The sequence below is a fragment of the Nocardia sp. NPDC052001 genome (genome assembly GCF_040680615.1).
In the GTDB taxonomy this organism is placed as follows: Bacteria; Actinomycetota; Actinomycetes; order Mycobacteriales; family Mycobacteriaceae; genus Nocardia.
Genome location: NZ_JBFAXC010000001.1, coordinates 507118 through 530417, shown reverse-complemented (window position 1 = coordinate 530417; position 23300 = coordinate 507118). Strand labels below are relative to the sequence as shown.

Below are 23300 nucleotides of genomic sequence, written 5' to 3'. Positions count from 1 at the left end.
GAGAGCACCTGTGTTCTGACCTCACGCGAGTCGAGTGACCTCCACTTCCACTTCCAGATCAGTCGACCCACTTCCGCTGAAGATACCTTTGAGTGGGGGCACATCCGCGTAATCGCGGCCTACTCCGACGGATACGTGTTGTTCGGTGACGGGAATGTTGTTGGTGGGGTCGTAGCCCCACCATTGCCCGGTCCAGGCTTCCACCCAGGCGTGCATCTGCCCGGCTACCGTGCGCCCCACTTCGGCGGTGGGGTCCGGGTGCAGGTAGCCCGAGACGTAGCGGCTGGGAATTCCCATGGCGCGCAACAGCAGCAGGGTCAGGTGCGCGTAATCCTGGCAAACCCCTTGTCTTTCCGCGAACGCCTCGACTGCGGAGGTGTGCACCGAGGTGGTTCCGGCCAGGTAGTTCATTTCCCGGTGCACCCATTCCGCGCCGCGCACAACGGCTTTGGCGGGCGGCACGCCGCGCGCCAGCTGGCGGGCGACCGGGGCGAGGCGGCGTTCGCGCGGCACATAGGCGGTGGGGGTGAGCAATTCGTCGTAGCGATCGGCGATATCCCCGGCGCGCAGTTCCTCCCAGGACAGTTCCTCGGCGGGTCCGGCGAAGGGTTCGGTCTCCACCACCGAGGAGCTGGTGACCTCCAATTCGGTGTGCGGGGCGTGCAGGTCGAAGGCGGTCACCGCGGTGCCCCAGTAGTCGACGTAGCGGAAGGACCGGGTGGACGGCACCGTTTCGACCCGATTGAGGATGACATTCTGCCTGCTGTCGGCGCGCGGGCTCAGGCGCGCCTCGTTGAACGAACGCGATACCGGCGCGTCGTAGACATATCCGGTGGTGTGCACCACCCGCATGCGCCAGCTCATACCGCTTCCTCGATCCGGCTGCCGTTGCGGCCGTGCAGTCCGGTCCAGGACACCCAGGACTCGGCGTGAAAATATTGCAGCGCCACCGCTTCTCCCACTTCGTGGCAGGTTTCCTGCAACCAGATCAGGCGGCTGGGGAGGTCTTCGAGCAGGACGGTCGCGGGGAGGAATTCCAATTCGCTGCGCGCCCGCCCCAATAGTCGATGCGCTTCCTGTCGCGCGGCGAAACGGCTGTTGGGCCGTTGATCCAGTTCCTGCAGGCAGGTTTCGGCCACCCGCAGGGTATGGAAGACCGAACGCGGGAAAAGCCGGTCCAGCAGGATGAATTGGGCGATCTGATTGGCGTCCAGCACACCGCGATGGGTGCGCAGATAGGGGTCGTGGGCTCCGGCCGAGCGCAATACCGTCACCCACGCGGGCGAGGAGGTGCGATCACCCGCACGTGAAAGCAACAGCCGCACAGTCATATCCACGCGCTCGATGGAACGACCCAAGAGCAGGAAGCGATAGCCGTCGTCCCGGCTCAGCGTGGAATCGGAGAGTCCGGCGAACATGGCGGCGCGATCGGTGATGTAGTGGCAGAACTCGTGCGGGCCGAGCGCCCGCGCGGCGCGTTCGGCCGCGGCCAGCCCGTTGTAGGTGGAGTTGAGGCATTCCCACATTTCGGTGGACGCGACTTCCCTTGCCCCCCGGGCATTCTCGCGAGCCCTGCTGATCGAGTCGACAATGGAACCGCCGTGGTCCCGGCCGAAGGCGACGCGTTCGGTCACCGACCAGACGTCGAGTTCCTCTTCGGGCGGTTCGATGCTCAAGACCCGCAACAGAACTCGCGACGTTCGATCCGGGTCCACCGTGGCATCCTCGAGCAATTGATGCACCGCGACGTCGAGTATTCGCGCCGTGTACTCGGCGCGTTCGATGTACCGGCCGATCCAGAAGAGGGATTCGGCATTGCGCGCCAACATAATTCAACCGCCTAACGCTGTAATTCCACCCATCAGCAGCGCCGTTGCTATTGCTGTTGTTTGCTATTGCTGTTGTTGATTCGCCCGTGCGGGCGAGGGTTCTCGCGCCTGATCGCGATCCCCCGGAATGAGCTGTTCGCTCACCAATTGATCCCCGGACAATTCCCGTTCCGCCCCCGAGGTTCTCGCGGCCAGCACCCAGGTGTCCTTGCTCCCGCCGCCCTGGCTGGAGTTCACCACCAGCGAGTCCTCCGGCAGCGCCACGCGGGTCAATCCGCCCGGCAATACCCAGATGTCCTCACCGTCATTGACCGCGAACGGCCGCAGATCCACATGCCGCGGGGCCAGCTTCGGCCCGATTTTGCTTGGCACCGTGGACAATTGCACCACGGGCTGGCCGATCCAGCCGCGCGGATCCGCACGCACTTTGCGGCGTATCGCCTCCAGTTCCTTAGGGGTGGCGTCCGGTCCGATGACGATGCCGTAGCCGCCGGAGCCCTCCACCGGTTTCACCACCAATTCCGCGACCCGATCGAGCACCTCGTCGCGCTCCTCGGGTTCCCAGCAGCGGTACGAATCCACATTGGGCAGAATCGGTTTCTCGCCCAGGTAGTACTCGATGAACGCGGGCACATAGGTGTAGATGAGTTTGTCATCGCCGACGCCGTTGCCGACCGCATTGGCCAGCACCACCGTTCCCGCGCGGGCGGCGTTCAGGATTCCGGCGACGCCGAGCATGGAATCGGGGCGAAACTGCATGGGGTCCAGGTAGATATCGTCGATGCGGCGGTAGATGACGTCCACCTGTCGCTCCCCCGCCGTGGTGCGCATATAGACGACGCCGTCGCGGCAGAACAGGTCGCGGCCCTCGACCAATTCCACACCCATCTGCCTGGCCAGCAGCGAATGTTCGAAGTACGCGGAGTTGAAGACGCCGGGGGTGAGCACCACCACGGTGGGATCGGCCTCATTGGCCGCGGCGGCGCAGCGCAGGGCGCGCAGCAGATTGCTCGGATAGTCGCCGACCGCGCGCACCCGATGCGAGGCGAACAGGTCGGGGAACACGCGCGCCATGGTGCGGCGGTTCTCCATCACGTACGACACACCGGACGGTGAGCGCAGATTGTCCTCGAGCACCCGGAAGTCGCCGTGCTCATCACGGATCAGATCGATGCCCGCGACGTGAATCCGCACACCATTGGGCGGGATGAGCCCGGCGGCCTCGCGATGGAAGTGCGCGCACGAGGTGACCAGCCGCATCGGGATGACCCGATCGCGCAGGATGGTCTGCTCACCGTAGACATCGGCGAGGAAGGCCTCGAGGGCCCGCACTCGCTGTTTGATGCCGCGCTCGAGTTTGGTCCATTCGGTGGCGGCTATCACCCGGGGTACCAGGTCCAGCGGAAACGGCCGCTCCTGGCCCGATAGCGAGAAGGTGATGCCCTGATCCACGAAGGCCCGGGCCAGCGCCTCGGCGCGCGCCGCGAGGTCGGACGCGTCGATGGTGGCCAGCGCCGCGAAGATGCCCCGATAGGGCGCGCGGGGTCTACCGGAGGGGTCGAACATCTCGTCATAAGCCTTCGAATAACGCCCGGGGCGGTATCCCTCGAAGACTCCTGTGTGCGCACCGTTGGTCTCGGCGCGGCCGTTCGTTATGGGAGCGGCCGTGGCCGCTCGTGCGGCTGCGGCGGGGGTCATGCAAAAATAGTCCATCACGCAGGAGCAACACGCAGTTGGACCGGGATAAATTTCTCGTATCGGGGGTATTTCGGGCAGGGTCGATTTCATACCCCGGACTGTTGCCTGGTAACCTCGACCGTCGGTGCTGCGCTACAGGCTGCGTAGTGCGCCCGAAGACTTTGCTTCCCGCATAAACCACCAAACGAAGGAACACGAGGAAACAAGCGTGGCCAACATCAAGTCCCAGATGAAGCGGATCCGTACCAATGAGCTTGCGCGTCAGCGCAACCAGTCGGTGAAGTCCGCGCTGCGTACCTCGATCCGCAAGTTCCGCGAGGCCGCTGCGGCGGGCGAGAAGGACAAGGCGAGCGAGCTGCTGCAGTCCGCGAGCAAGAGCCTCGACAAGGCCGCCTCGAAGGGTGTCATCCACATCAACCAGGCCGCCAACAAGAAGTCGGCGCTGTCGCTGGCCTTCAACAAGCTCGGCTGATCACCCCGGTATACGTACCGGCATCATGCTTCGAACAACCACCGTGGCCACGATGACCACGGTGGTTTTGTCGTTTCACGAACCTGGGAACTTGCCGAGTCGCGCGGTTCCCTGCAAGATGGCTGCGGTTGGCCGCAGGGGCCACCGGAACGTCGGGGGACGTACATACCAGCTGCATTGGGAGATCTCTTGACATCGCTGAGTCCGAAGAATTCGTCCTGGACCAGGGCGGCGGTGGCCGCGGGCGCGGTCGCGGCCGTGCTGGCGACCGGAGTCGGCACCGCTGCCGCCCGGCCGATCGGACCGTTCGATGTGGGCGGGGCGATCGAGGTCGAATACGACGGGGCGGGCGGGCCCGGATTCTTCGGTGATCCGACCGGACCCGAAACCGATGCCGCCGCCGGCGGTAAGAAGCAGGAATTCGCGAACAACGTCTCCATCTACTGGACGCCCGCGACCGACGCGCATGCCATCGGCGGCGCGATCCGGGACAAGTGGCGCGGGGTGGGCGCGGAGTCCGGCGCGCTGAAGTACCCGACCACCGATGAGGGCGCGACCGGTAAGCCGGGGCGGTTCCAGCACTTCCAGGGCGGATCGATCTACTGGTCGATCGGGTCGGGCACGCATGTGATCAGCGGCGCGATCCGCGATAAGTACGCCGCGGCCGGATGGGAGAACAGCCCGCTGGGCTTCCCGATCTCCGATGAGGCCAAGACCAATAAGGGCGACGGCCGCTATCAGCTCTTCGAGGGTGGCGCGATCTACACCTCGCAGAAGGGCGGCACCCGCACCATCTGGGGCGCGATCCGCGACGACTGGGTGCGCAACGGTTCGGAGAACGGCCGCTACGGCTACCCGACCAGCGATGAGTACAACTACAAGGACGGTAAGGCCCAGCAGTTCGAGGGCGGCCAGATCACCTGGGAGCCGTGAGCCGTTCGCGGCAGCAGCGGTGAATTCGGCTCGGCGGAGGTGATTCCCGCCGGGCCGTTCGCGTCCGCCGGTGGATTCGGTTCGGTGAGAGTGCTTCCCGCCGGGCCGTTCGATCAGGAGGCGGATTCTCGGAGGTCGAGGATCCGTGCGAGGGCGTGTTCCAGGGCGTAATTGGTATCGGCCGCACCGCCTTTGACGTCGGCGTTGAGCCCGGCGACGACCTTGAGGGCCTGGCCGATGGTGACCCCGGTCCAGCCGCGCGCCTGGCCCTGGGCCTTCTTCACCTTCCACGGGGGCATGCCGAGATCGCCCGCGAGTTTGAACGGGTCACCGCGGCCCGCCGAACCGACGCGGGCGATGGTGTGCACCGAATCCGCGAGCGCGTCCGCGAGCAGCACCGCCGGAACACCGCGGTCGGTGGCCCAGCGCAATGCCTCCATGGCGGCGGCGCGATCACCCGCGACCGCGAGGTCGGCGACATCGAATCCGGTGACCTCGGCCCTGCCGGAGTAGTAGCGGTGCACGGCGGCGACATCCACCTTGCCGCCGGTATCAGCGACCAATTGTGAAGTGGCAGCGGCCAATTCGCGCAGATCGTTGCCGACCGCCTCGATGATGGCCTGCACCACATCGGCCGAGGCGCGCACATTCGCGGCGCGGAACTCATTGCGCACGAACTCGATCCGCTCACCGGCCTTGGCGACCTTGGCGGCCTGATGCACCACCGCGCCCATCTTCTGCAATGCCGGTGCGAGCGCCTTGGCGCGCCCGCCGCCCGAATGCAGAATCACCAGCACCACGCCGTCGGGCGGTGAAGAAGCGGCATCGGTGACGACCGCGACGGCATCTTTGCCCGCCTCGGCCGCCGCCTCCAGCACGATCACCCGATCCTCGGCGAACAGCGAAGGACTCAGCAGCTCAGCCAACTCGGCGGTACTCGCATCCCCCGCTCGCAGCCGGTCCACCGGCATGGAATCCGGCTCCGACGTAGCAGCCCGCGCCTGCGCGGTGATCCCCGACACCGCCCGCTCGATCAACAATTCTTCATCACCGAGCACGAGATGCAGGGGCGCTGGTCGTTGGCTCACCCCGCGATCCTACGAGCCCACCCCGACAACCCCGCACCCCGGCTACGAGGGTGTGTCCGGGCGGGGTGCACGCGGCCGGAGCCCGGCGACGACCAGTACGCACACCACGGCCGCGACCACACCGGAACGGATACCGGTGGGCAGCGTGACCGAAGCGCCCAGGGCCGCGAACCGCTCGGCCACGGTGAGCAGCCACCATAGCGGCGGGGCCGTGCAGTACAGCACGAGCTCCGCGAGCGGTGTCCAACAGCAGGACAGCAGCGCTCCGACCGCGCCCACGATGGTGATCGGCGCGATCACCGGCTCCACCAGCACATTCACCACGATCGCCACCAGACTGAGGTGCCCGGTCAACGCGACGACCACCGGCGTGGTGACCACGAACGCCGCGGCCGCCACCGCGAACGCGTCAGCCGGAATGCGCCACCACCGGTGTGCGCGAAGCCAATCCGACCACCCGGGCGCGAGCACGATGAGCCCCGCCGTCGCCAGCACCGACAACGCGAACCCGGCATCCATCGCCAACCGCGGCGACCAGCCCAGGAGGACGATGATCGCCGTGCACAACGCGGGCAGCGCCTGCTTCTTCCGGCCCGTACACAGCGCGAGCAAGGCCACCGCACCCATGACCGCGGCCCGCAGCACACTCGGCGAGGGCCGCGCCAGAATCACGAACATCACCAGCGCGATCACCGCCGCCACCGCCCCCACCCGCGGATCGACGGTCAAGGCGCGCATCGAAACCAGTACGGCCGCAAGCAAGATCGTGATATTGGCCCCGCTGACAGCGGTCAAATGGGCCAGATCCGTCTCCCGGAAACTCTCCCGCACCCGCTCCGGAAGCCGCGACGTATCCCCGATCACCAGCCCCGGCAACAGTCCCGCCGCATCCCCGGGCAACGCCCGCTGCGCCGCGGTCCCGAAATCCTCCCGCATCCGTCCCGCCGCCCGCTGCCACCAGGGCGGCCGCCCCACCGCCACCGGCGCACCCTCGGCCCGCAGCATGGCCACGGTCAAATCCGACCGTAAAGCGTTGGCCACCCGAGCCCGAAACACCACCCGCTGCCCGGGCAACAACCCCCGCCACCCCGCCTCCGGTGCCAGCACCACCACCGCTCCCCCGGCATGAACCACCTCCCCACCCGCCCGAAACTCCACCAAATCCCCCCGCAACATCACCTTCCTCCCCCCGAACTTCTTCTCCACCAGCGCCTTCGGATCATCAGCCACAATCAAGGTGATCTCAACCCGCTCCCCCTTCCCCACCGCCCGCAACGGATGCCCGGCGACCCGCCACTCATGCCATGCCCCCGCCCCCGCAAACCCGGCCCCCACCGAAAACGCCGCCAACATCACCCACCCCACACCCCTGCGCCACCCACCCGACCGAATCATCAACCCCCACACCCCAACCCCGAGCAACAGGCACCCCACCGCGGTGCACACTCCAACCCGCCACCCACCGACAAGAGCCACAATCGTCGCGCCCCAACAACAGAACGCCGCCGGAACCAATCGAGCATCCAGCTCGTCCGGCAGCTCACCCGCATCGCCACCGACCTCGATACCACGCTCACGATCCTCACCGACGGTCATACGGTCACCACCGGGCGGAGGCGGTTGAGGCGGGCGGGACCGATGCCCTCTATTTCGGCGAGTTGGTCTATCGAGGTGAAGCGGCCGTGCTGGGTACGCCAGGTGAGGATGGCGCGCGCGGTGACCGGGCCTACGCCCGGGAGGGTATCGAGTTGGGCTTCGGTCGCGGTGTTGAGGTTGACCTTTTGCGGTGGGCCGGTGGTGCGGGTTGCGCCCGGGGATGTGGATGCGGGCGAAGGGGTTCCGGTGCCGTTGATTACCTTGCTACCGACCTGTTGGGTGCCGGGGCGGGGGCCGGTGCGGCCGACGATGAGTTGGTCGCCGTCGCAGAGGTGCTGGGCCAGGTTGAGGCCGGACAGATCGGCTTCGGGGCGTGGGGCGGCGGCTTTGAGGGCGTCTGCGATACGTGCTCCGGGTGGGAAGCGGCGCAGCCCGCCGTGCTCGACGAGGCCGATAACGCTGACCACCACTTCGCCGGTGTTGGCGGGGTGGCCGCTCACCTCGGGGTCTGAATTCGGTTCAGCGGCGGGCGCTTGCGCCGCGAGCCCGCCACCCGGTGGGTTCGATCCGGCCGGAAGCTGCGCGGCCGAACCACTGCCCGGCGGATTCACTCGTGCGGGCGCGGTGGTTCTGGGCACGGCGGGTTTGGGCGCACCGGCCCGACCCGTCGTGGGCACGCCGCCACCGGCATCCGAATCGGCGATGGCGCTCTCGCCCGCGACGGTGATCGGCGGAACCGCCTGCGCCACCGGCCTTTCCCGGAAGGTGAGGAGTGCCGCCAGTATGACGACGGCCACCGCGACGGCGGTCAGGACGACCGCGCCGCGTGGACCCGGGTCCCAGCGGGTGCCTCGGAACCGCTCCGGGACCAGGCGTTCATGCCAGAGCGAGACCGGACCGCAGGGCTCGGACAGCCATGCGGGAGTTGATGATCCGCTTTCGCGGTCCGAAGGGGCCCACTCGTCCCGGTCTACGGAGTACCCGGCCTCGGCGGGGTCGGTGTCCCAGCCGTCGGATTCGCAACTTCTGACCGTGCGGCGGGGAGGGGTGAGGGAATCGTCGTTCCAGCGGGGTGGATGGGGTGGGGTGGGGGCGAATTCTGCTGGCGCGAGGGGTGGTTGGGGGTGGGTGAGGCCGCCGAGGCGGCGGCTGACCTCGCTGCGTTCGTCGGTTTTCGGCATGGGAGCGACGGTATGGGTCGCGCCGGATCAGGCCGTGGCAGCGACCTGGGGTTTCGGTCGGCCTGTGGATGAAATTCCGGTTGTGGACAACCGGATTCCGCTCGGGTCAGCGCTGGTCAGCCGCAGCCGCCCGGCACGACGAGCGCGCCGACCGCGCCCATGCCGAGATGTACTCCGAGAGTTGGCCCGAACTCGGCGACGATGAGTTCGCGGATGCCGGGGATCAGATCGCGGAGTTGTCCGGCGACGGTGTTCGCCGCTTCCTCCGCGCCGAGGTGCTGCACCGCAACGGTGGCGCCGTCGTCGCCAGCCGCGTCCACCGCCGCCGCGACGAGCTTGGCGAAGGCTTTGGACCGAGTGCGGGCCTTCTCGCGCAATTCCAGCCGTCCGTCGACGATCTGCAGGATCGGCTTGGTAACCAGTTCGGTGCCGAAGAACGCTGCCGCCGTGCTCAATCGGCCGCCGCGGCGCAATTGCTCGGTGCGGTTGACCACGATGAACGCCCGTCCGCGACTGGCGGCCGAGACCGCCGCGTCATAGACGATATCGAGCGGCGCACCGGTGCGCGCCCGGCGAGCCGCGGCCAGCACGGGCAGACCCGTGCCCAGCCCGGCGCTGAGCGAATCGACCAGCCGCACCTTGTCGGAGTCCATATCGCGCACGGCCTGCCGCCCGGCCTCCCAGGTACCGGACAGCTGTCGCGAAATATGCACGGCGACAACACCATCCCCGCCACTGAGTTCCAGCGCCTGTTCGTACACCGCTTTCAGATCACCCGGTGACGCCCCCGAGGTGGTCACCGTGGACGAGCTGTAGTCGATATCGCACTCGTCCACACCTTCCCGGATTTCCCGGTCGTCGACGAGGATGTGCAGCGGCACCGCGAGCACGCCGAGTTCGCTGGCGAGTTCGGCGGGCAGGCTGGCCGACGAATCGGTGACCACCACCACGGGCATCGGCTAGCGATCCCCCTCGCGCGCAATGCCTTTCACGCGATCCGAGCCGAGCGGGCTCGTTCTGCCGTACGAGCCCGTCATGCAGTCCGAACCTCGCGGGACGTCGCCTCGGAGAGCACCTTCACCATGGCCTGCGCCACCGCGACATGCCCTTCCCAGCCCCAGTGGATGCCGTCCGGATTGGCATCGCCGTGGAAGACGTTCTCGCGCACTGCTTCCCCGAGGTCCACCAGCGGAATCGAATGGGTGTCAGCCCATTTCGTGACCGCCTTGACCATGGGTTCGCGTCCACTGTGATGCCGGGCGTACGCATCGCACTGATGCACCGAAGGCAGCACGGCCACCATGGGAAGCTCGGGCCGCAACCCCGCCAGCGCGTTTCGCGACTGCTCGAGATAGTCGACGCTCACCGACGGCGGCAACGCCACCGGCCAGCCGAGCGGGGAAAGCTTGGGCTGCACCCAGTTGTACGCGGTGCGCACCTGCCGCCGCGCGAAAGCCGGTCGCACATAACGGATCAGCTCGCGCAACGCGGTCGGCAACGGTGACGGCAGCGAATCCATGCCGCCGGTCGCGAATACCACCGCTCCCGCGCGCGGCACGGTCGCCCACACCCGCGGATCGCCGATCAGCGCCCAGTAGGCGTCCCGGCAGGTCCACCCGATGCGCGCCACCAACTCCACATCCCAGCCCAGTTCGGCCGCAACGAGATTCGGCCAGATGCGCGGATGATCCGCCGCCAGCCCGCCTTTGGGCCCGAAGTAGGACAGCGAGTCGGCGATGACCAGCAGCACCGGCCGTTCGCCGGAGGCTTGCTGTTCGGGGGTGTCAGAGGACATCGGGAGCTACCTTCGCCAGCGCGTTCCATACATCGAGACGCCAGCCGGGCCGGTCGAGACTCGGACCGTGACTGGTCAACTGCACCCAGCTGGTGTTGGCGAGCCCGCCCAGGGCCGGCCAGTTCACCGGCGGGAGATCGAGGATCGCCGCGGTCAGCGCCGCGATCAATCCGCCGTGCGCAACCAGGATGATGGTACGGCCGGGCCAGTCGGGGCGCTCGGTGAACAGTTCCTGCACCACGGGCAGTGCGCGAGCGCCCACTTGGAGTTTGGATTCACCACCGGGCGGGGTGAAGGTGGCGTCCATCCGCCATTCCTTGCGCGCGCCGGGGGCGAGGGCGTCGACCTCGTGATGGGTCAACCCCTCCCACTGTCCGAGATCGGTTTCGCGCAGCCGGATATCGGTGGTCACCGGCAGTCCGGCGTGTTCACCGACGCACAGCGCGGTGTCGTGCGCGCGCCGCAAATCCGAGGAGATGATGGCCAGGACATCGCTGGACGCCATATCCGGTGCGCAGTCCTTGGCCTGGCGACGGCCGACATCACTGAGTTCGGTGTCGATCTGGCCCTGCATGCGATCGGTGGCGTTCCATTCGGTTTGCCCGTGCCGCAACAGGATCAAACGGCGGACGCCGGCAAGCTTGCTCACTACTCGGCTCCGGCCTCGTCGTCTCCGGCCTCGGCGGCCTTCGCGCGCTGATCTTCCAGACCTTCGACCGGCACCTGCGGGCAGTCCTTCCAGAGCCGTTCCAGGCCGTAGAAGTCGCGCTCGTCATTGTGCTGGATGTGGATGACGATCTCGACGTAGTCGAGCAGCGCCCAGCGGCCCTCGCGGGTGCCCTCGCGGCGCACCGGCTTGTATCCGGCCTCGCGCAGCTTGTCCTCGACATTGTCGACGATCGCGTTGACCTGGCGCTCATTGGGCGCGGACGCGATCACGAAGCAGTCGGTGATCACCAGCTGCTCGGACACGTCCAGAATCACGACGTCCGATGCCAGTTTCTCGTCGGCCGCCAATGCGGCCACCGTTGCCATCTTCACCGCTTCGACGGATGCGCTCACCCTGTTGCTACCTTCCCGTTGCTGTCCGGCACGTAAAGGTGCCGCTTAGATATGTATTGCACGACCCCGTCGGGGACGAGGTACCACACCGGCCGGCCTTCACTGGCCCGCCTTCTGCATTCGCTGGACGAGATCGCCAACGCCGGGATCTCGATCATGGTGACGGCGTCGGCGGGGTAGTTGCGGAGATGGTCGGCCAGATGGTCGATGTTCAATTCGTACCCCGGACGACTCACTCCGACGAATTTCGCCAGTTCGAACAGTTCGGCCCAATCCTGCCAGGTGAGGATGCTGGCCAGCGCGTCGGCACCGGTGATGAAGTAGAGATCCGCTTCGGGATACTGTTCGCGCAGCTCACGCAGGGTGTCGACGGTGTACGTCTTTTTCCCGCGGTCGATATCGGTGCGGCTGACCGAGAAGCTGGGATTGCTCGCGGTGGCGATGACGGTCATCAGATAGCGGTCTTCCGCCGAGCTGACGTACTTGTCGGCCTTCTGCCAGGGCTGCCCGGTCGGGACGAAAACCACTTCGTCCAGCGCGAACCGATTAGCGACCTCACTGGCCGCGACCAAGTGCCCGTGGTGGATGGGGTCGAAGGTGCCGCCCATCACCCCTAGCTTGCGGCGCCCGTTCGTATGCACAAAACCCGAGCTTACCGGGGGCTATCCGGAACCGGGCGCAGCGGCGGCTCGCCCGGGGTCGACAGTGGTGTCGATGCGCCGGATCAGGCCGTCGGCCAGCGTCAGCCGCAGTGCCGCGAACAGGCGTTGCTCGCGGAAGGGGAGCAGTACCGGGTTCGCGGCGGGGTACGAGACCAGCGTGGTGTGCGCGCCGTAGCACCGGATCAGGTTGTCGGCCACATCTGCACCTGGACCCTGTCAGCAGATGGCAACACCGACGGCACCCAATTCCAACCAACCACCGGCGAACTCATCCGTTGGCGATCAGCGCCGATCCTGATCAAGCTATCCACTCATCCGGAACGTCAGCCCGCACCGGACATACATAGACGCGGTTCACCGAAAACCGCTCACCTCCCGACATTTTCCAGTTCTCGAAAAGTCGATACTCCTCCACATTCGGAACAGCCGCCTTCACGAACGCAGCGCACTCCGATTCAGCCGCTGCCATCCGGAAATGCCTCATCGGCTCCGACGCCTTATTGCCGATCCAAATATTGGGCGCCAGCAGCGCTTTCGTCCCGTCGTTGCGAGTCCATCCGCGCTCATCCACATCCCACCAGCCCGTTACGGAGACCATCCGCAGATAACGACTACCCTCGTCCGCTTCGCCATCGCCCTCCCCGAGCAGCTTCTCGATCGCAAGTCCGATCAGCAAGCGATTCCGATCGACAATCGGCAGCTGACTCAGATATTCGATCTCGGCCAAGCGATACCAGAGGGGCTCTTCATCGAATGTGGATATGAACATGATTCGAAACTCCGTAAATTACTTCCACACAACGATTTTCGACATACCGCCGACCAGCTCAGCTCCGGCACCGGAGCAGCTGAGTTCGGCGACGTGCGGAGCGTTGAGGGATTCGCAAGGTCTGCCGTAGCGAAGTATCTCGTCGACCACCAAGGCGACAGCGAGATTCGAGCCGTCATGAGACTGCCCGATCATTACCTGATCCCCAACTCGCACTACGTCTTCCAAGCACCGCACAATCAGAACCGCTGCAAGCGAATTCGATCCAACGACCTGTTCTATAGTAAGAACGGACCTATTCTGCATGATCAGACCGGAAATAGGGCAGCTTAACGCCTGCGAGGAGCATCATTTCCTCGTAGGAGCTGAGCATCTGCTCTACCTTCCGGAGTGCTTCTCCGAGTGCGAATTTACCGTCATCGACGTTGCCGCCGTCGAGTTCGGATCGCGCTTCCGAGAGGTCGTCCAGGACGGTGGTCAAGGTATCGCCTTGGATCAGGAGGCCGGGGAATTTCCTTCCTTCCCACTTGACCAGGGAGTAGTCGCCCTGGGTTTCCATAATTTCTGCGCTGTAGCTCATCACGCCCTTCGTGGCGGCTGCTTTCGGTGGCGGCTTGCTCGATGGCGGCCGCGCACCGGGTGTGGGCTCGCGGGCGGTTCGGGTTGTGGCCACCAGATTCCGAGGGTCAGGATAGGGGCGCACATTGCCAGTTGGGCAATCACTGCGGTCACGAAGGTGATCCAGCTCGTCAATGGGATCACCACCCGCCGTCGAAGGCGTTCAAACGAGGCAGAATCAGTTCGGGTGATCCGACGATCAGGTCGCAGGCGCGGCGGATCGGTTCGGGAGGGCCGATGTGGTCGAGGGTTGGGGTGAGGACTGCGCGTGCGTCCAGGCGGCGTACGACAATCAGTAGGCGCTGCACCGGTTCCCGGATTTCGGGGCTGGTGCGGAGGGTCTTGACGAGATCGTAGCCGTGGTGACTCGCGAGCTCCAGAAGTTCCAATTCGTCTCGTTCCCAGGCGATTCCACTCAGGTCGAGACGCAGGTAGCCGACCGCCTTGGGCAGTGAAGATCTGAGAGGCCGTGGGGCCATGTACGGACGAGTCATCCTGAACCTCCCTGAGCCGATGTGAATGAACTCAGCTTGGGCGGCGCGGCCGCGGCGAGCGACAGCAGATTCCGCACCTGGCGAATGTGCAGAATCTGCCGTTGACAAGCAGAAATCAGTCTGATCGACGTCAGTGATTTCAGTTCGCGACCTACCGTTTCTGCCATGGAATCGACTCGGGGTGGGCCGAACGGCGATGAAACAGGCTGTGCGGTATGGGAATTCGCATCCTTCCGACAACTTCTGTCGGAAGAGCGGATCGGACCGGCGCTCGCATTGGTACGCAAGGCCATGGGCTTGTCCCAATGCGATTTCGGTGAGCTGTTGCATTGGGATCGCACGCATACCGGCCGGGTCGAGCGTGGTGATGTCGCAACGGTTTTCGACATCCGTGAGCTGAAGCGCATCACCGATGCACTCGGAATTCCACGTCTGGCGCTGCTGCCACTCTTGCTCGAACCCGACGATGCGCGGACCATCGAAGTCGGGGACCGGGAAGGAGCCGATGACGTGGATCGACGACAGTTCGGACTAGCGGCCGCGTTCGCGAGCACCGGGGCGACCGGGTGGACAACACCGATCCAGGTGAAACCGAGTCATCTCACACACATCAGGACCCTGACCGAACAGTTGTGGGAGCACGACAACCTGCAGGGTGGTGGTGGGATCGCCAAGCGTGCGTTCGGTCAATACCGCTTCGTTCGGCAACTGCTCGACCACGGCAAATACAGTCCGTTGATCGGGCTCGAGCTCGCCAGTGCCATCGGCTGGCTTTCGAATACGGTGGCCTGGCTGGCGCGCGACTGCGGCCAACCCCTGCTCGCACGGCAGCAACTCATGGAATCGGTGCTGTTGGCCGAGCAAAGTCGCGATTCCGTACTCCTCGCCGCTACGCTGGGCGACCTCGCGAATATCGCCGCAGCCGTGCCAACCATGGATCTCGAACCCGTTCGCCTCGCACAGCGATCCACCGAACTCGTCCGCAAGCTGTCATCGGTCCGGCTGAAAGCGCTCAAGGCCGCCGAGGAGTCGATCGCGTACGCGGCGGTCGGCGATAGCCGGGAGTTCGAACGTGCGCTGACCCGTGTCGGAAGGGAACTCGATCTCGGCCTCGACAACAGCGCCGACCCGGCGTGGTTGAGCCATGTCACCGAGGCCGAGTTGCGTGTGCATGAGGCGCGAGGGCGCAAGTTACTCGGGCAGCACACTCGGGCGGCGGATTTGTTCCGCGACAGTATTGATCGGGCGGAGAATCTGCCTCGGGATGAGGCGTCGTATCGAGCCTATTTCGCGGCTTCGCTTGCCGGGCTGGGTGATTCGGCGGCGGCGATCGGGGCGGGGCACGGGGCGCTGGATTTGCTCGAATCGCAGGTTGATTCGCCGCGGCTGGTGGCGGAATTGCGGCCCGTGCGGCGCGCTGCCGCTGGTGTGCGGGGCTCCGAGGCGGAGCATTTCGGGCGGCGGTTCGATGCGCTCATCCGGGCGGCCTAGCGGATCTTGATCGCGGAGGTGCGGTCGTCTCGTAGGGTCGGGTATCGCAACAATCGATCCTGGAGGTGTTCGTGGCTTGGCGTCGATCTCTGTGTGGAGTTGCCGGTGTGATTGTCGGTCTGGTAGGTGCGACGGGAACCTCGTGGGCTGATCCGGTCACCACCGTGAATCCCGCGATGACTCTCGGCGGTGGATTGGTGCCCTGTTTCGGGCAGGTGCGGGGGTTTTATGATCCGGCGCGGGATTTCTATGGGGATCAGGTGATGTGGATCCGGGCGGAATTCACTACGCTCGCATCGGGTTCCGGGGGATGTGCGGTGAATGCGACGGTGAGTTGGCGGAATCTCGATACCGGGGCTAGTGCGGTCAATCCGGTTGTGCCGCTCGGGGATGACGGTAGTCATACCGCGCTCTGGGTTCCGGTGTGGACCGGGAAGGCGCCGGGGCGGATCGAAGTCACCATCGATACCGATCAGCCGCATATCGCCGGGCACGGGAGCTTTGTGATCCCGGGATAGCGTGCGCCACAGGTGAATAACGGCGACCGGGTAATGATGGCGGCGGCGAGACAGCCATCATTACCCGGTCGGCGTTGATTCGGATCGGAGACCGCCCGCATTCTCAAGCTGCGGCGCCCAGGCCCACCGCGACCGCTACGGGAATCAGGTACAGCAGCGGGAAGGCGACGGTCTTGTATGAGCGGGCGCGCAGCACGGTGATGACCGCACCGGCGAAGTAGAGGATCAGGCCGATGGCGGCGGCGATGCCGATGGCCGGAATGAACAGGCCCACGATCAGGCCGATCGCGCCGAGGGCCTTGGCCACTCCCAGCGGAGCCCACCACGACTGCGGCACACCGTATTCGATCAGTGGGTCGACCACGAACGGCGCCTTGCGCAGCAGCGAGAAAGCCGAGAAGCCGACCCAGGCGGCGGCGACGATGGTGACGATGATGTAGGCGGTGTTCATGGCGTCTTCTCGATTTCTGTTGATGGGCCCTCGTTTCGGGCCGGTTCATCAAGAGGACGACGCAGCGTGCCGGGGTGTGACATCGGGGGCGCGGGATCAGGCGACCAGCGCCTTCATCTGCGGGGACAACACCGATGACAGCGCCGACCACGGGACGGTGATGACGATGTTTCCGGCCGCGTGCGAACCGATTTCACCGAAGTAGATCCGCATGCCACCCGAATCAACCGCCCAATTGCGGTAGTTGTCGACGGTGGGCAGGATGCCGTCCCTGTAGTAGGTGTCGCCCGCATTGGTCTTGGGGACAAGGATGGCGGCCTGCTTCGACAGCACGGTCAAGCCCGCGTTCAAGTCCGTGAAGACATCCTGAAGTTGAATGGCCTTACCGCTGTCGAGGCTGGTGGTGTGGGTGGTGAAGTCCTCGTAGGGATGTGCGGCATGTTCGGCGAAGTAGTTGACCCCGAGTTTGGCGCTCAAGAGGTGCGGCCCGACGTAGGTGAAGTTCACCGAGGTGGACAGGTTGAGGGTCGGGGTGACCTTGGCGATGTACCCGTCGGCGGCTCCGCGCAGCGAGCTGTTGAACTCGTCGCGCGCGGCGAGATAGGGCCCATCCACACCGTCGATATCGGTGCGCGGCACGGAGATCTTGTAGTTGCTCCCCGTCAGCGTGTACTCCGACATGCGGAACCCGGTGTCGGCGTGCGCGACCACCGTCGCGGCGGATGCGGTCAGCCCCGCCAGCACGGCGGCGGTGAACAGGTGGGCGAGGGCACGGCGTCGCATATCAGGCTCCGGATCGGCGCGGCCGGACGATTTCCGGCGTTGCCCGGTACATTCCCGGTCCCCGCCAATGAATCACCAATGACCCACCAACGACGCAGATCAGGGCCGCTTGGACTTCGGCAGCTTCGCGACGATGGCTTCGTACGAGGCGTCGATGAGCTCGAGCAACTCGTCCTCGGGCACCTTGCCCCCGACCTTCACCGAAACCCACCCGTACCGCCCGATATACGCCGAGAGCGAGACATCATCCGGATAGATGGCGATCAATTCATCGGCCTCGGGCTTACTACCGCATTTGAGCGTCACGGCCGCCCCGCTCCCGACGAACGCGAAGATCTTGTCCCCCACCTTGGCGACCACATCGCCCTCCCACGGTTCGTCCTGCCAGGCACCGGGTTTCGCGAGGCAGTAGGTCAGGAGATCCATGGGTGGCTCCTCAGACGGGTAGTAGGCGGCCGACTACGGCGGTGAGTTGGCGGGCGGAGCGGCATTCGTGCATCTCGATCACTTCCGCGTATTTCTTGGCGGCGGAATCGCCGGTGCCCCACATCTTTTCGGCTTCGGGGTTGAGCCAGTAGGCGTGTTTGGCGACCGCTACCAGGTCGGCCAGGGTACCCAGGGCCGGATCGCGGTAGTTGTTGCGGGCGTCGCCGAGGATGAGCAGAGAGGTGCGGCTGGTGACGGCGTCGGGAAAGTTCTCGGCGAAACCTTCCAGGGCGGAGCCGTAGTCGGAGTGGCCTTCGATACCCACGACATCGGCTTCGGTGAAAATGCGGCGGGTGCTCTGATCCAGTGGGGTCACCGAGTCGAAGAGCTTGGTCACCTCATCGGAGCGGTCCACGAACGCGAAAATGCGGACGCGGGAGAACTGTTCGCGCAGCGCGTTCACCAGCACCATGGTGAAGCTGGAGAAACCGGCCACCGACCCCGAGATATCGCACAGCAGAACGAGATCGGGACGCCCGGGCCGGGGTTTGCGAGTCACCAGATCGATGGGAACACCGCCGGTGGACATGGATTTGCGCAGCGTCTTGCGCAGATCGATCTCACCGCGACGGGAGCGGCGACGACGAGCGGCCAAGCGGGAGGCCAGGATTCGAGCCAGGCGCTGACTGGAGCGGCGCAGATCGTCGAGTTCGTTCTGTGAGATGCGCAGGAAGTCGGCGTCTTCGGCCTGGCGGGCGACGCCGTACGTGGCGACGCGTTCGCGCCCGATGCGCTCGGCGACGCGACGGCGGGTTTCGGCTTCGACGGTGCCGCGGAACCCCTTGATGCGCTGACGCGCGGTGCGCCGGGCGACCTCGGTGTCGAAATCGGAGTTGTCCATACCCGCGGTGAGCCCGGCGAGCAGTTTGGCCACCAGGATTTCGGGCTGCAGATCCTTCAACGTCTGATACGCGGAGAACGACGGACCGCCCGCCGCCTGATACTGGCCCATCTGTTCGACCATCTGTGCCGCCAGCGCCTGCAGTTGACGCTCCTGCTCACCGGACGGGTCCTGAACCAGCAACTCCGCCAGCATCTTTCGCAGCTCGATAATGTCGACGGCCCCATTGGGCTTCAACGGGATCTCGACCTCTTCGGCCCCGACGCGCTCACCGAGCGCGGCCGGGAACCACAGATCGAACAGTCCGTCGTAGGTGGCGCGCTGGGTGGTGCGGCGCAGCAGCGCGCACGCCAGCCCCTCCCGCAGCGCTTCCCGATCCATCAGATCCAGCACGGTGACAACCTGTGCGGCGTCGACGGTTTCGGACGGCCCGACCGGAATCCCCCTGGCGCGCAACGCCTCCACGAACCCCACCAGATGTCCAGAGAATCCGTACTCGGCGGTGGGCTCGGCCGTCGTTGGCGGTTTGGCGGCGGGCGCACCGCTCACCGCGCGCATGGCCGCGGAGACCAGCCCGCGGGATTTGTTCGACGAGCCGGCCATCTCAGGCCAGCTTCAGCTCGGACTGCGCACGCAGATGGTCGGCCTGATGTTTGAGCACCACACCGAGCGTCGCGCGCACCGTCTTCTCGTCCAGATCCTTTGCGCCCAAGGCGATCAGCGTGCGCGCCCAGTCGATGGACTCGGCGACCGAGGGTAGCTTCTTGAGCTGCATACCGCGCAGTACGTGCACGACCCGCACCAGCTGTGCGGCCACGGCGGGCTTGAGCTCGGGCACCCGGCTGGCCAGGATGCGGCGCTCGAGATCCTCATCCGGGAAGTCGATGTGCAGGTACAGACAGCGCCGCTTCAGAGCCTCGGACAGCTCGCGGGTGGCATTGGAGGTCAGCACCACGAACGGTTTGCGGGTCGCGGTGATGGTGCCCAATTCCGGGACGGTGACCGAGAAGTCGCTCAGGATCTCGAGCAGCAGGCCCTCGATCTCGACATCGGCCTTATCGGTCTCGTCGATGAGCAGCACGGTCGGCTCGGTGCGCCGGATCGCGGTGAGCAGCGGCCGCGAGAGCAGGAATTCCTCGGTGAAGACGTCGGCTTTGGTTTCGGCCCAATCGTTTTCCGAGGTCGCCTGGATGCGCAGGATCTGCTTGGCGTGATTCCACTCGTAGAGCGCACGCGATTCGTCGACGCCCTCATAGCATTGCAGGCGCACCAGTTCCGCGCCCGCGACCTCGGCGACCGCCTTGGACAGCTCGGTCTTGCCGACACCGGCCGGACCTTCGATGAGCAGTGGTTTGCCGAGCCGGTCCGCGAGGAAAACCGAAGTGGCGGTGGCCTTATCGGCCAGGTAGCCGGTTCCGGCCAGGCGTTCGATCACATCGTCGACCGATGCGAAGATCGGCTCCTGGATCGGTGCTGTAGAAGCCACGGGTGCTGCCTTTCCTCGAAGTGCTAGACGGGCCGGATCTGGCCGTCGCCCCACACGATCCATTTGGTGGAGGTCAGTTCCGGCAGGCCCATGGGGCCGCGCGCGTGCAATTTCTGCGTGGAGATGCCGATCTCCGCGCCGAAGCCGAACTGCTCACCGTCGGTGAACGCAGTCGAAGCATTGACCATGACGGCGGCGGCGTCCACCCGGCCGGTGAATTCGCGGGCGGCCTTGAGGTCGCCGGTGACGATGGCCTCGGTGTGGCCGGTGCCCCAGTGGTTGATGTGCTCGACGGCGGCGTCCAGATCGGGGACGACCTTCAGCGCGATATCGAGGGACAGGTACTCATCCGCCCAGTCGGTATCGGTGGCGGGCACCAGACCGGGCAGATCACCGTGAATGGTGACGCCGCTGGTCTCCAGTGCCTTGATCAGACGCGGTACGGCCGTATCGGCGATGGCCGCGTCGATGAGCACCGTCTCGGCGGTATTGCAGACGCTCGGCCGCCGGGTCTTGGCATTGATCAGAATCGATTCGGCCATATCCAGATCGGCATCGCGATGTACGAAGATATGGCAGTTGCCGGTGCCGGTCTCGATGGTCGGCACCAGGGCATCGCGCACCACGGCGTTGATCAGGCCCGCGCCGCCGCGCGGAATGACCACGTCGACCAGTCCGCGCGCCTGGATCAGATGGGTGACACTGGAACGGTCGTCGGCGGGCAGCAACTGCACCGCGTCCTCCGGAAGGCCCTGCGCCGCAAGCGCTTCGCGCAGCACGGTCACCAGCGCCACATTCGAGCGCACCGCCGAGGAGGAACCGCGCAGCAGCGCCGCGTTACCGGACTTCAAGGTCAGCCCGAAGGCGTCGACGGTGACATTGGGGCGCGCCTCGTACACCATGCCGACCACGCCGAGCGGGACGCGCGTCTGCCGGATCTCCAGGCCGTTGGGCAGCGTGGAACCGCGCACCACATCACCCACCGGATCGGGCAGCCCGGCGACCTGCCGCAGTCCGGACGCGATGCCGTCGATGCGGGCCTCGGTCAGGCGCAGCCGGTCGAGTTGCGCTTCCGCGGTGCCCCCGGCCCGGGCGATCTCGATGTCCTCGCCATTGGCGATGAGCAGACGATCCTTGGCGGCGAGCAGCGCGTCGGCCGCGGCGTGCAGTGCGGCGTCCTTCTGCGCGGTGGTGAGCTGGGCGAGCGTGCGCGACGCCACCCGGGCTCGGCGCGCCGCGGCATGCACCACCTCGCGGACGTCGTCCAGTTCAGTGGTGGTCGAGACAGTCATGGCTACAGCGTACTTACCGCCGGGTACTGCCTATATACCCGGCCCGAACGGCTATTCGAGCGACTCACCGGGATAGACGGCGGCCCTCTCGTGCCGCCTGCGCCGAGTGCTGCGCACCGCCGCGCACGACAGGCCCGCGTGCGGCGGACCGGGCCCGTACACACCGGCCGACCCGGCCGGTTTCCCGAGACCGGCGAGTGTCGGCGGTGCGGGCTACCGTGACCACATGACCGCGAGCATTCGTCTCTCGTCCGCCGCCGGACGCTGGGTTCTGCTGGCAACGGTGCTCGGTTCCGGGATGGCGATGCTCGACGCCACCGTCGTGAATGTGGCGCTGCCCAGGATCGGTGACGAATTCGGCGCGTCGATGGCCGGATTGCAGTGGACCGTCAACGCCTATTCGCTCACCCTCGCGGGTTTGATTCTGCTGGGTGGTGCGCTCGGCGACCGGTACGGCCGCCGCCGCGTATTCATCATCGGCGTCATCTGGTTCGCGCTGGCCTCGGCGCTCTGCGGTGCGGCACAGGATATTTCGATGTTGATCGCGGCGCGGGCGCTCCAGGGCGTCGGCGGCGCGCTGTTGACACCGGGATCGCTGGCGATCATCCAGGCGTCCTTCGAACCCCAGGATCGCGCTCGCGCGGTCGGGGCGTGGTCCGGGCTCGGCGGTGTGGCGGGCGCGATCGGACCGTTCCTGGGCGGCTATCTGGTCGAGTACGTCGGCTGGCGCTGGGTGTTCCTGCTGAATGTGCCACTGGCACTGGTGGTTATCGCGGTCGCCGCACGGCATGTGCCCGAGACCTACGATCCGCGAGCGCACGGGAAGTTCGATGTGCTCGGGGCGGTGCTGGCCGCATTATGCCTGGCCGGAATCACCTACGCGCTGACCACCGCACCCGAACATGACACCGATCGCGTGCTGCTGATCGGCAGTGCGGTGGCGGGTGTGGCGGCCGGTATCGCGTTCGTGCTCGTGGAGCGCAGACGATCGGCGCGCGACGACGGCCCATCCCCGATGGTTCCGGTGGATGTGTTCGCCTCCAGACAATTCACCGCGATCAATGTCGTCACCTTCGCCATGTACGGCGGGATGAGCGTGGTGTTCTTCCTGCTGGTGCTCACCCTCCAGGTGGTGTCGGGTTTCAGCCCGATCGCGGCGGGCACCGCACTGCTGCCCGGCACGGTGCTCATGCTGCTGTTCTCCGCGCGCGCCGGTGCGCTGGCGCAGCGGATCGGACCGCGTAAACCGATCACCCTCGGCGTACTGCTGGCCGCGCTGGGCATGCTGCTGATGGTCCGCATCGGCGAGCACTCCTCGTATGTGACCGTGGTGCTGCCCGCCGCGATCGTCTTCGGCATCGGCCTGACCCTGGCCGTCGCTCCGCTCACCGCGACCGTGCTCGCCACCGCCGACGAACGGCACGCGGGCGTGGCCAGCGGGGTCAACAACGCGGTCGCGCGCGCCGCCGGACTCCTTGCGGTGGCTGCCATTCCACCGCTGGCCGGGCTCACCGGCGATGCCTACGGCAACCCGTCGACCTTCCAGCACGGCTTCCGCATCGCGCTGCTGATCTGCGTCGTGATCGTCGTCGCGGCCGCGGTGCTGGCCTTCTTCACCGTCCGGGACGATGCCCTGGCCACCGCGCCCGCCTCGGCCGCACCGCAGTGCAAGGTGAACTGCGCCATCGGTGCGCCGCCGCTGGAGCCGGGCCGGGCGGCGGTACCGGCGGACGGCGGCGACCATCCGGCGTAGCA

At 66.2% G+C, this 23300-nt stretch carries 26 protein-coding genes; 4 read left to right on the top strand and 22 right to left on the bottom strand.

Annotated elements, in window-relative coordinates:
* Positions 1-21: 21 nt before the first annotated feature.
* The 3 genes from AB0L82_RS02480 to AB0L82_RS02470 all read right to left on the bottom strand — a co-directional run bounded on the left by AB0L82_RS02480 (position 22) and on the right by AB0L82_RS02470 (position 3527).
* Entirely contained in the window at positions 22-864 is an 843-nt protein-coding gene (locus AB0L82_RS02480; protein ID WP_364629833.1) for a transglutaminase family protein, read from the bottom strand.
* On the bottom strand, positions 861-1829 hold the full coding sequence (locus tag AB0L82_RS02475) for an alpha-E domain-containing protein (RefSeq protein WP_364629830.1): 969 nt from the start codon (positions 1827-1829) through the stop codon (positions 861-863). The genes AB0L82_RS02480 and AB0L82_RS02475 overlap by 4 nt, the downstream gene beginning before the upstream one ends.
* 63 nt (positions 1830-1892) lie before the next feature.
* A complete protein-coding gene (locus AB0L82_RS02470) occupies positions 1893-3527 on the bottom strand; it encodes a circularly permuted type 2 ATP-grasp protein (protein ID WP_364629828.1) in 1635 nt (544 codons plus the stop codon).
* 208 nt (positions 3528-3735) lie between these two features.
* On the opposite strand from AB0L82_RS02470, the gene rpsT reads away from it, so the two are divergent.
* The gene (gene rpsT / locus AB0L82_RS02465; protein ID WP_364629825.1) at positions 3736-3999 is read left to right on the top strand and encodes a 30S ribosomal protein S20; all 264 of its coding nucleotides are present in this window, start codon (positions 3736-3738) and stop codon (positions 3997-3999) included.
* A 189-nt stretch (positions 4000-4188) separates the two neighbouring features.
* Positions 4189-4932, top strand: a complete 744-nt coding sequence (locus AB0L82_RS02460) for a hypothetical protein (RefSeq protein WP_364629822.1) — start codon at positions 4189-4191, stop codon at positions 4930-4932.
* A 113-nt stretch (positions 4933-5045) separates the two neighbouring features.
* Here AB0L82_RS02460 and holA read toward each other — a convergent pair whose 3' ends face one another.
* The 13 genes from holA to AB0L82_RS02395 form a co-directional block, all read right to left on the bottom strand.
* Positions 5046-6020 carry a DNA polymerase III subunit delta gene (gene holA / locus AB0L82_RS02455; RefSeq protein ID WP_364629820.1) on the bottom strand — a complete coding sequence of 325 codons (975 nt, stop codon included), beginning with the start codon at positions 6018-6020 and terminating at the stop codon, positions 5046-5048.
* 42 nt (positions 6021-6062) lie between these two features.
* Positions 6063-7250 carry a ComEC/Rec2 family competence protein gene (locus AB0L82_RS02450; protein WP_364629818.1) on the bottom strand — a complete coding sequence of 396 codons (1188 nt, stop codon included), beginning with the start codon at positions 7248-7250 and terminating at the stop codon, positions 6063-6065.
* A gap of 362 nt (positions 7251-7612) precedes the next feature.
* Entirely contained in the window at positions 7613-8797 is a 1185-nt protein-coding gene (locus AB0L82_RS02445; protein WP_364629815.1) for a helix-hairpin-helix domain-containing protein, read from the bottom strand.
* A gap of 116 nt (positions 8798-8913) precedes the next feature.
* A complete protein-coding gene (locus AB0L82_RS02440) occupies positions 8914-9753 on the bottom strand; it encodes a DegV family protein (protein WP_364629812.1) in 840 nt (279 codons plus the stop codon).
* Between the two features lie 77 nt (positions 9754-9830).
* On the bottom strand, positions 9831-10592 hold the full coding sequence (gene octT / locus AB0L82_RS02435; protein WP_364629809.1) for a diglucosylglycerate octanoyltransferase: 762 nt from the start codon (positions 10590-10592) through the stop codon (positions 9831-9833).
* The gene (locus tag AB0L82_RS02430; protein ID WP_364629807.1) at positions 10582-11241 is read right to left on the bottom strand and encodes a histidine phosphatase family protein; all 660 of its coding nucleotides are present in this window, start codon (positions 11239-11241) and stop codon (positions 10582-10584) included. Before AB0L82_RS02430 ends, octT begins: the two co-directional genes overlap by 11 nt.
* Positions 11241-11654, bottom strand: coding sequence for a ribosome silencing factor (rsfS, locus tag AB0L82_RS02425; protein WP_364629805.1), 414 nt, complete (start codon positions 11652-11654; stop codon positions 11241-11243). The genes AB0L82_RS02430 and rsfS overlap by 1 nt, the downstream gene beginning before the upstream one ends.
* Positions 11651-12262, bottom strand: coding sequence for a nicotinate-nucleotide adenylyltransferase (gene nadD, locus AB0L82_RS02420; RefSeq protein ID WP_364629802.1), 612 nt, complete (start codon positions 12260-12262; stop codon positions 11651-11653). The genes rsfS and nadD overlap by 4 nt, the downstream gene beginning before the upstream one ends.
* A gap of 54 nt (positions 12263-12316) precedes the next feature.
* Complete coding sequence (locus tag AB0L82_RS02415; RefSeq protein WP_364629799.1) at positions 12317-12514, bottom strand: hypothetical protein; 198 nt, start codon at positions 12512-12514, stop codon at positions 12317-12319.
* Between the two features lie 100 nt (positions 12515-12614).
* Entirely contained in the window at positions 12615-13085 is a 471-nt protein-coding gene (locus tag AB0L82_RS02410; RefSeq protein WP_364629797.1) for an Imm15 family immunity protein, read from the bottom strand.
* A gap of 18 nt (positions 13086-13103) precedes the next feature.
* A complete protein-coding gene (locus AB0L82_RS02405) occupies positions 13104-13280 on the bottom strand; it encodes a hypothetical protein (protein ID WP_364629794.1) in 177 nt (58 codons plus the stop codon).
* Between the two features lie 100 nt (positions 13281-13380).
* Complete coding sequence (locus AB0L82_RS02400) at positions 13381-13665, bottom strand: hypothetical protein (RefSeq protein WP_364629791.1); 285 nt, start codon at positions 13663-13665, stop codon at positions 13381-13383.
* A gap of 178 nt (positions 13666-13843) precedes the next feature.
* Positions 13844-14197, bottom strand: a complete 354-nt coding sequence (locus AB0L82_RS02395; protein WP_364629788.1) for a hypothetical protein — start codon at positions 14195-14197, stop codon at positions 13844-13846.
* A gap of 165 nt (positions 14198-14362) precedes the next feature.
* Between AB0L82_RS02395 and AB0L82_RS02390 the strand changes: the two genes are divergently transcribed.
* Positions 14363-15688: a helix-turn-helix transcriptional regulator gene (locus AB0L82_RS02390; RefSeq protein WP_364629785.1), complete on the top strand. Its 1326-nt coding sequence runs from the start codon at positions 14363-14365 to the stop codon at positions 15686-15688.
* 621 nt (positions 15689-16309) lie between these two features.
* Here the strand turns inward: AB0L82_RS02390 and AB0L82_RS02385 are convergent.
* The 6 genes from AB0L82_RS02385 to AB0L82_RS02360 all read right to left on the bottom strand — a co-directional run bounded on the left by AB0L82_RS02385 (position 16310) and on the right by AB0L82_RS02360 (position 21545).
* A complete protein-coding gene (locus AB0L82_RS02385) occupies positions 16310-16657 on the bottom strand; it encodes a DoxX family protein (protein WP_364629782.1) in 348 nt (115 codons plus the stop codon).
* Between the two features lie 96 nt (positions 16658-16753).
* Complete coding sequence (locus AB0L82_RS02380; protein WP_364629779.1) at positions 16754-17440, bottom strand: RsiV family protein; 687 nt, start codon at positions 17438-17440, stop codon at positions 16754-16756.
* 99 nt (positions 17441-17539) lie between these two features.
* Complete coding sequence (locus tag AB0L82_RS02375) at positions 17540-17866, bottom strand: MmcQ/YjbR family DNA-binding protein (RefSeq protein WP_364629777.1); 327 nt, start codon at positions 17864-17866, stop codon at positions 17540-17542.
* A gap of 10 nt (positions 17867-17876) precedes the next feature.
* Positions 17877-19370 carry a VWA domain-containing protein gene (locus tag AB0L82_RS02370; protein ID WP_364629774.1) on the bottom strand — a complete coding sequence of 498 codons (1494 nt, stop codon included), beginning with the start codon at positions 19368-19370 and terminating at the stop codon, positions 17877-17879.
* Between the two features lies 1 nt (position 19371).
* Complete coding sequence (locus tag AB0L82_RS02365) at positions 19372-20316, bottom strand: MoxR family ATPase (RefSeq protein ID WP_364629771.1); 945 nt, start codon at positions 20314-20316, stop codon at positions 19372-19374.
* Positions 20277-21545, bottom strand: coding sequence for a glutamate-5-semialdehyde dehydrogenase (locus AB0L82_RS02360; RefSeq protein ID WP_364629768.1), 1269 nt, complete (start codon positions 21543-21545; stop codon positions 20277-20279). The genes AB0L82_RS02365 and AB0L82_RS02360 overlap by 40 nt, the downstream gene beginning before the upstream one ends.
* Positions 21546-21771: 226 nt before the next feature.
* On the opposite strand from AB0L82_RS02360, the gene AB0L82_RS02355 reads away from it, so the two are divergent.
* Entirely contained in the window at positions 21772-23298 is a 1527-nt protein-coding gene (locus tag AB0L82_RS02355; protein WP_364629765.1) for an MFS transporter, read from the top strand.
* The last annotated feature ends 2 nt before the right edge of the window (positions 23299-23300 follow it).

What these genes read in the sequence shown, in the direction of transcription:
- AB0L82_RS02390 (WP_364629785.1), top strand. Translation starts at nt 14,363, where the DNA reads ATGGAATCGACTCGGGGTGGGCCGAACGGCGATGAAACAGGCTGTGCG.
- AB0L82_RS02400 (WP_364629791.1), bottom strand. Translation starts at nt 13,665, where the DNA reads ATGAGCTACAGCGCAGAAATTATGGAAACCCAGGGCGACTACTCCCTG.
- AB0L82_RS02440 (WP_364629812.1), bottom strand. Translation starts at nt 9,753, where the DNA reads ATGCCCGTGGTGGTGGTCACCGATTCGTCGGCCAGCCTGCCCGCCGAA.
- AB0L82_RS02355 (WP_364629765.1), top strand. Translation starts at nt 21,772, where the DNA reads ATGACCGCGAGCATTCGTCTCTCGTCCGCCGCCGGACGCTGGGTTCTG.
- AB0L82_RS02480 (WP_364629833.1), bottom strand. Translation starts at nt 864, where the DNA reads ATGAGCTGGCGCATGCGGGTGGTGCACACCACCGGATATGTCTACGAC.
- AB0L82_RS02380 (WP_364629779.1), bottom strand. Translation starts at nt 17,440, where the DNA reads ATGCGACGCCGTGCCCTCGCCCACCTGTTCACCGCCGCCGTGCTGGCG.
- AB0L82_RS02375 (WP_364629777.1), bottom strand. Translation starts at nt 17,866, where the DNA reads ATGGATCTCCTGACCTACTGCCTCGCGAAACCCGGTGCCTGGCAGGAC.
- AB0L82_RS02365 (WP_364629771.1), bottom strand. Translation starts at nt 20,316, where the DNA reads ATGGATCGTGTGGGGCGACGGCCAGATCCGGCCCGTCTAGCACTTCGA.
- AB0L82_RS02445 (WP_364629815.1), bottom strand. Translation starts at nt 8,797, where the DNA reads ATGCCGAAAACCGACGAACGCAGCGAGGTCAGCCGCCGCCTCGGCGGC.
- AB0L82_RS02475 (WP_364629830.1), bottom strand. Translation starts at nt 1,829, where the DNA reads ATGTTGGCGCGCAATGCCGAATCCCTCTTCTGGATCGGCCGGTACATC.
- AB0L82_RS02405 (WP_364629794.1), bottom strand. Translation starts at nt 13,280, where the DNA reads ATGATCGGGCAGTCTCATGACGGCTCGAATCTCGCTGTCGCCTTGGTG.
- AB0L82_RS02370 (WP_364629774.1), bottom strand. Translation starts at nt 19,370, where the DNA reads ATGGCCGGCTCGTCGAACAAATCCCGCGGGCTGGTCTCCGCGGCCATG.
- AB0L82_RS02470 (WP_364629828.1), bottom strand. Translation starts at nt 3,527, where the DNA reads ATGACCCCCGCCGCAGCCGCACGAGCGGCCACGGCCGCTCCCATAACG.
- AB0L82_RS02410 (WP_364629797.1), bottom strand. Translation starts at nt 13,085, where the DNA reads ATGTTCATATCCACATTCGATGAAGAGCCCCTCTGGTATCGCTTGGCC.
- AB0L82_RS02360 (WP_364629768.1), bottom strand. Translation starts at nt 21,545, where the DNA reads ATGACTGTCTCGACCACCACTGAACTGGACGACGTCCGCGAGGTGGTG.
- AB0L82_RS02395 (WP_364629788.1), bottom strand. Translation starts at nt 14,197, where the DNA reads ATGACTCGTCCGTACATGGCCCCACGGCCTCTCAGATCTTCACTGCCC.
- AB0L82_RS02385 (WP_364629782.1), bottom strand. Translation starts at nt 16,657, where the DNA reads ATGAACACCGCCTACATCATCGTCACCATCGTCGCCGCCGCCTGGGTC.
- nadD (WP_364629802.1), bottom strand. Translation starts at nt 12,262, where the DNA reads ATGGGCGGCACCTTCGACCCCATCCACCACGGGCACTTGGTCGCGGCC.
- octT (WP_364629809.1), bottom strand. Translation starts at nt 10,592, where the DNA reads ATGTCCTCTGACACCCCCGAACAGCAAGCCTCCGGCGAACGGCCGGTG.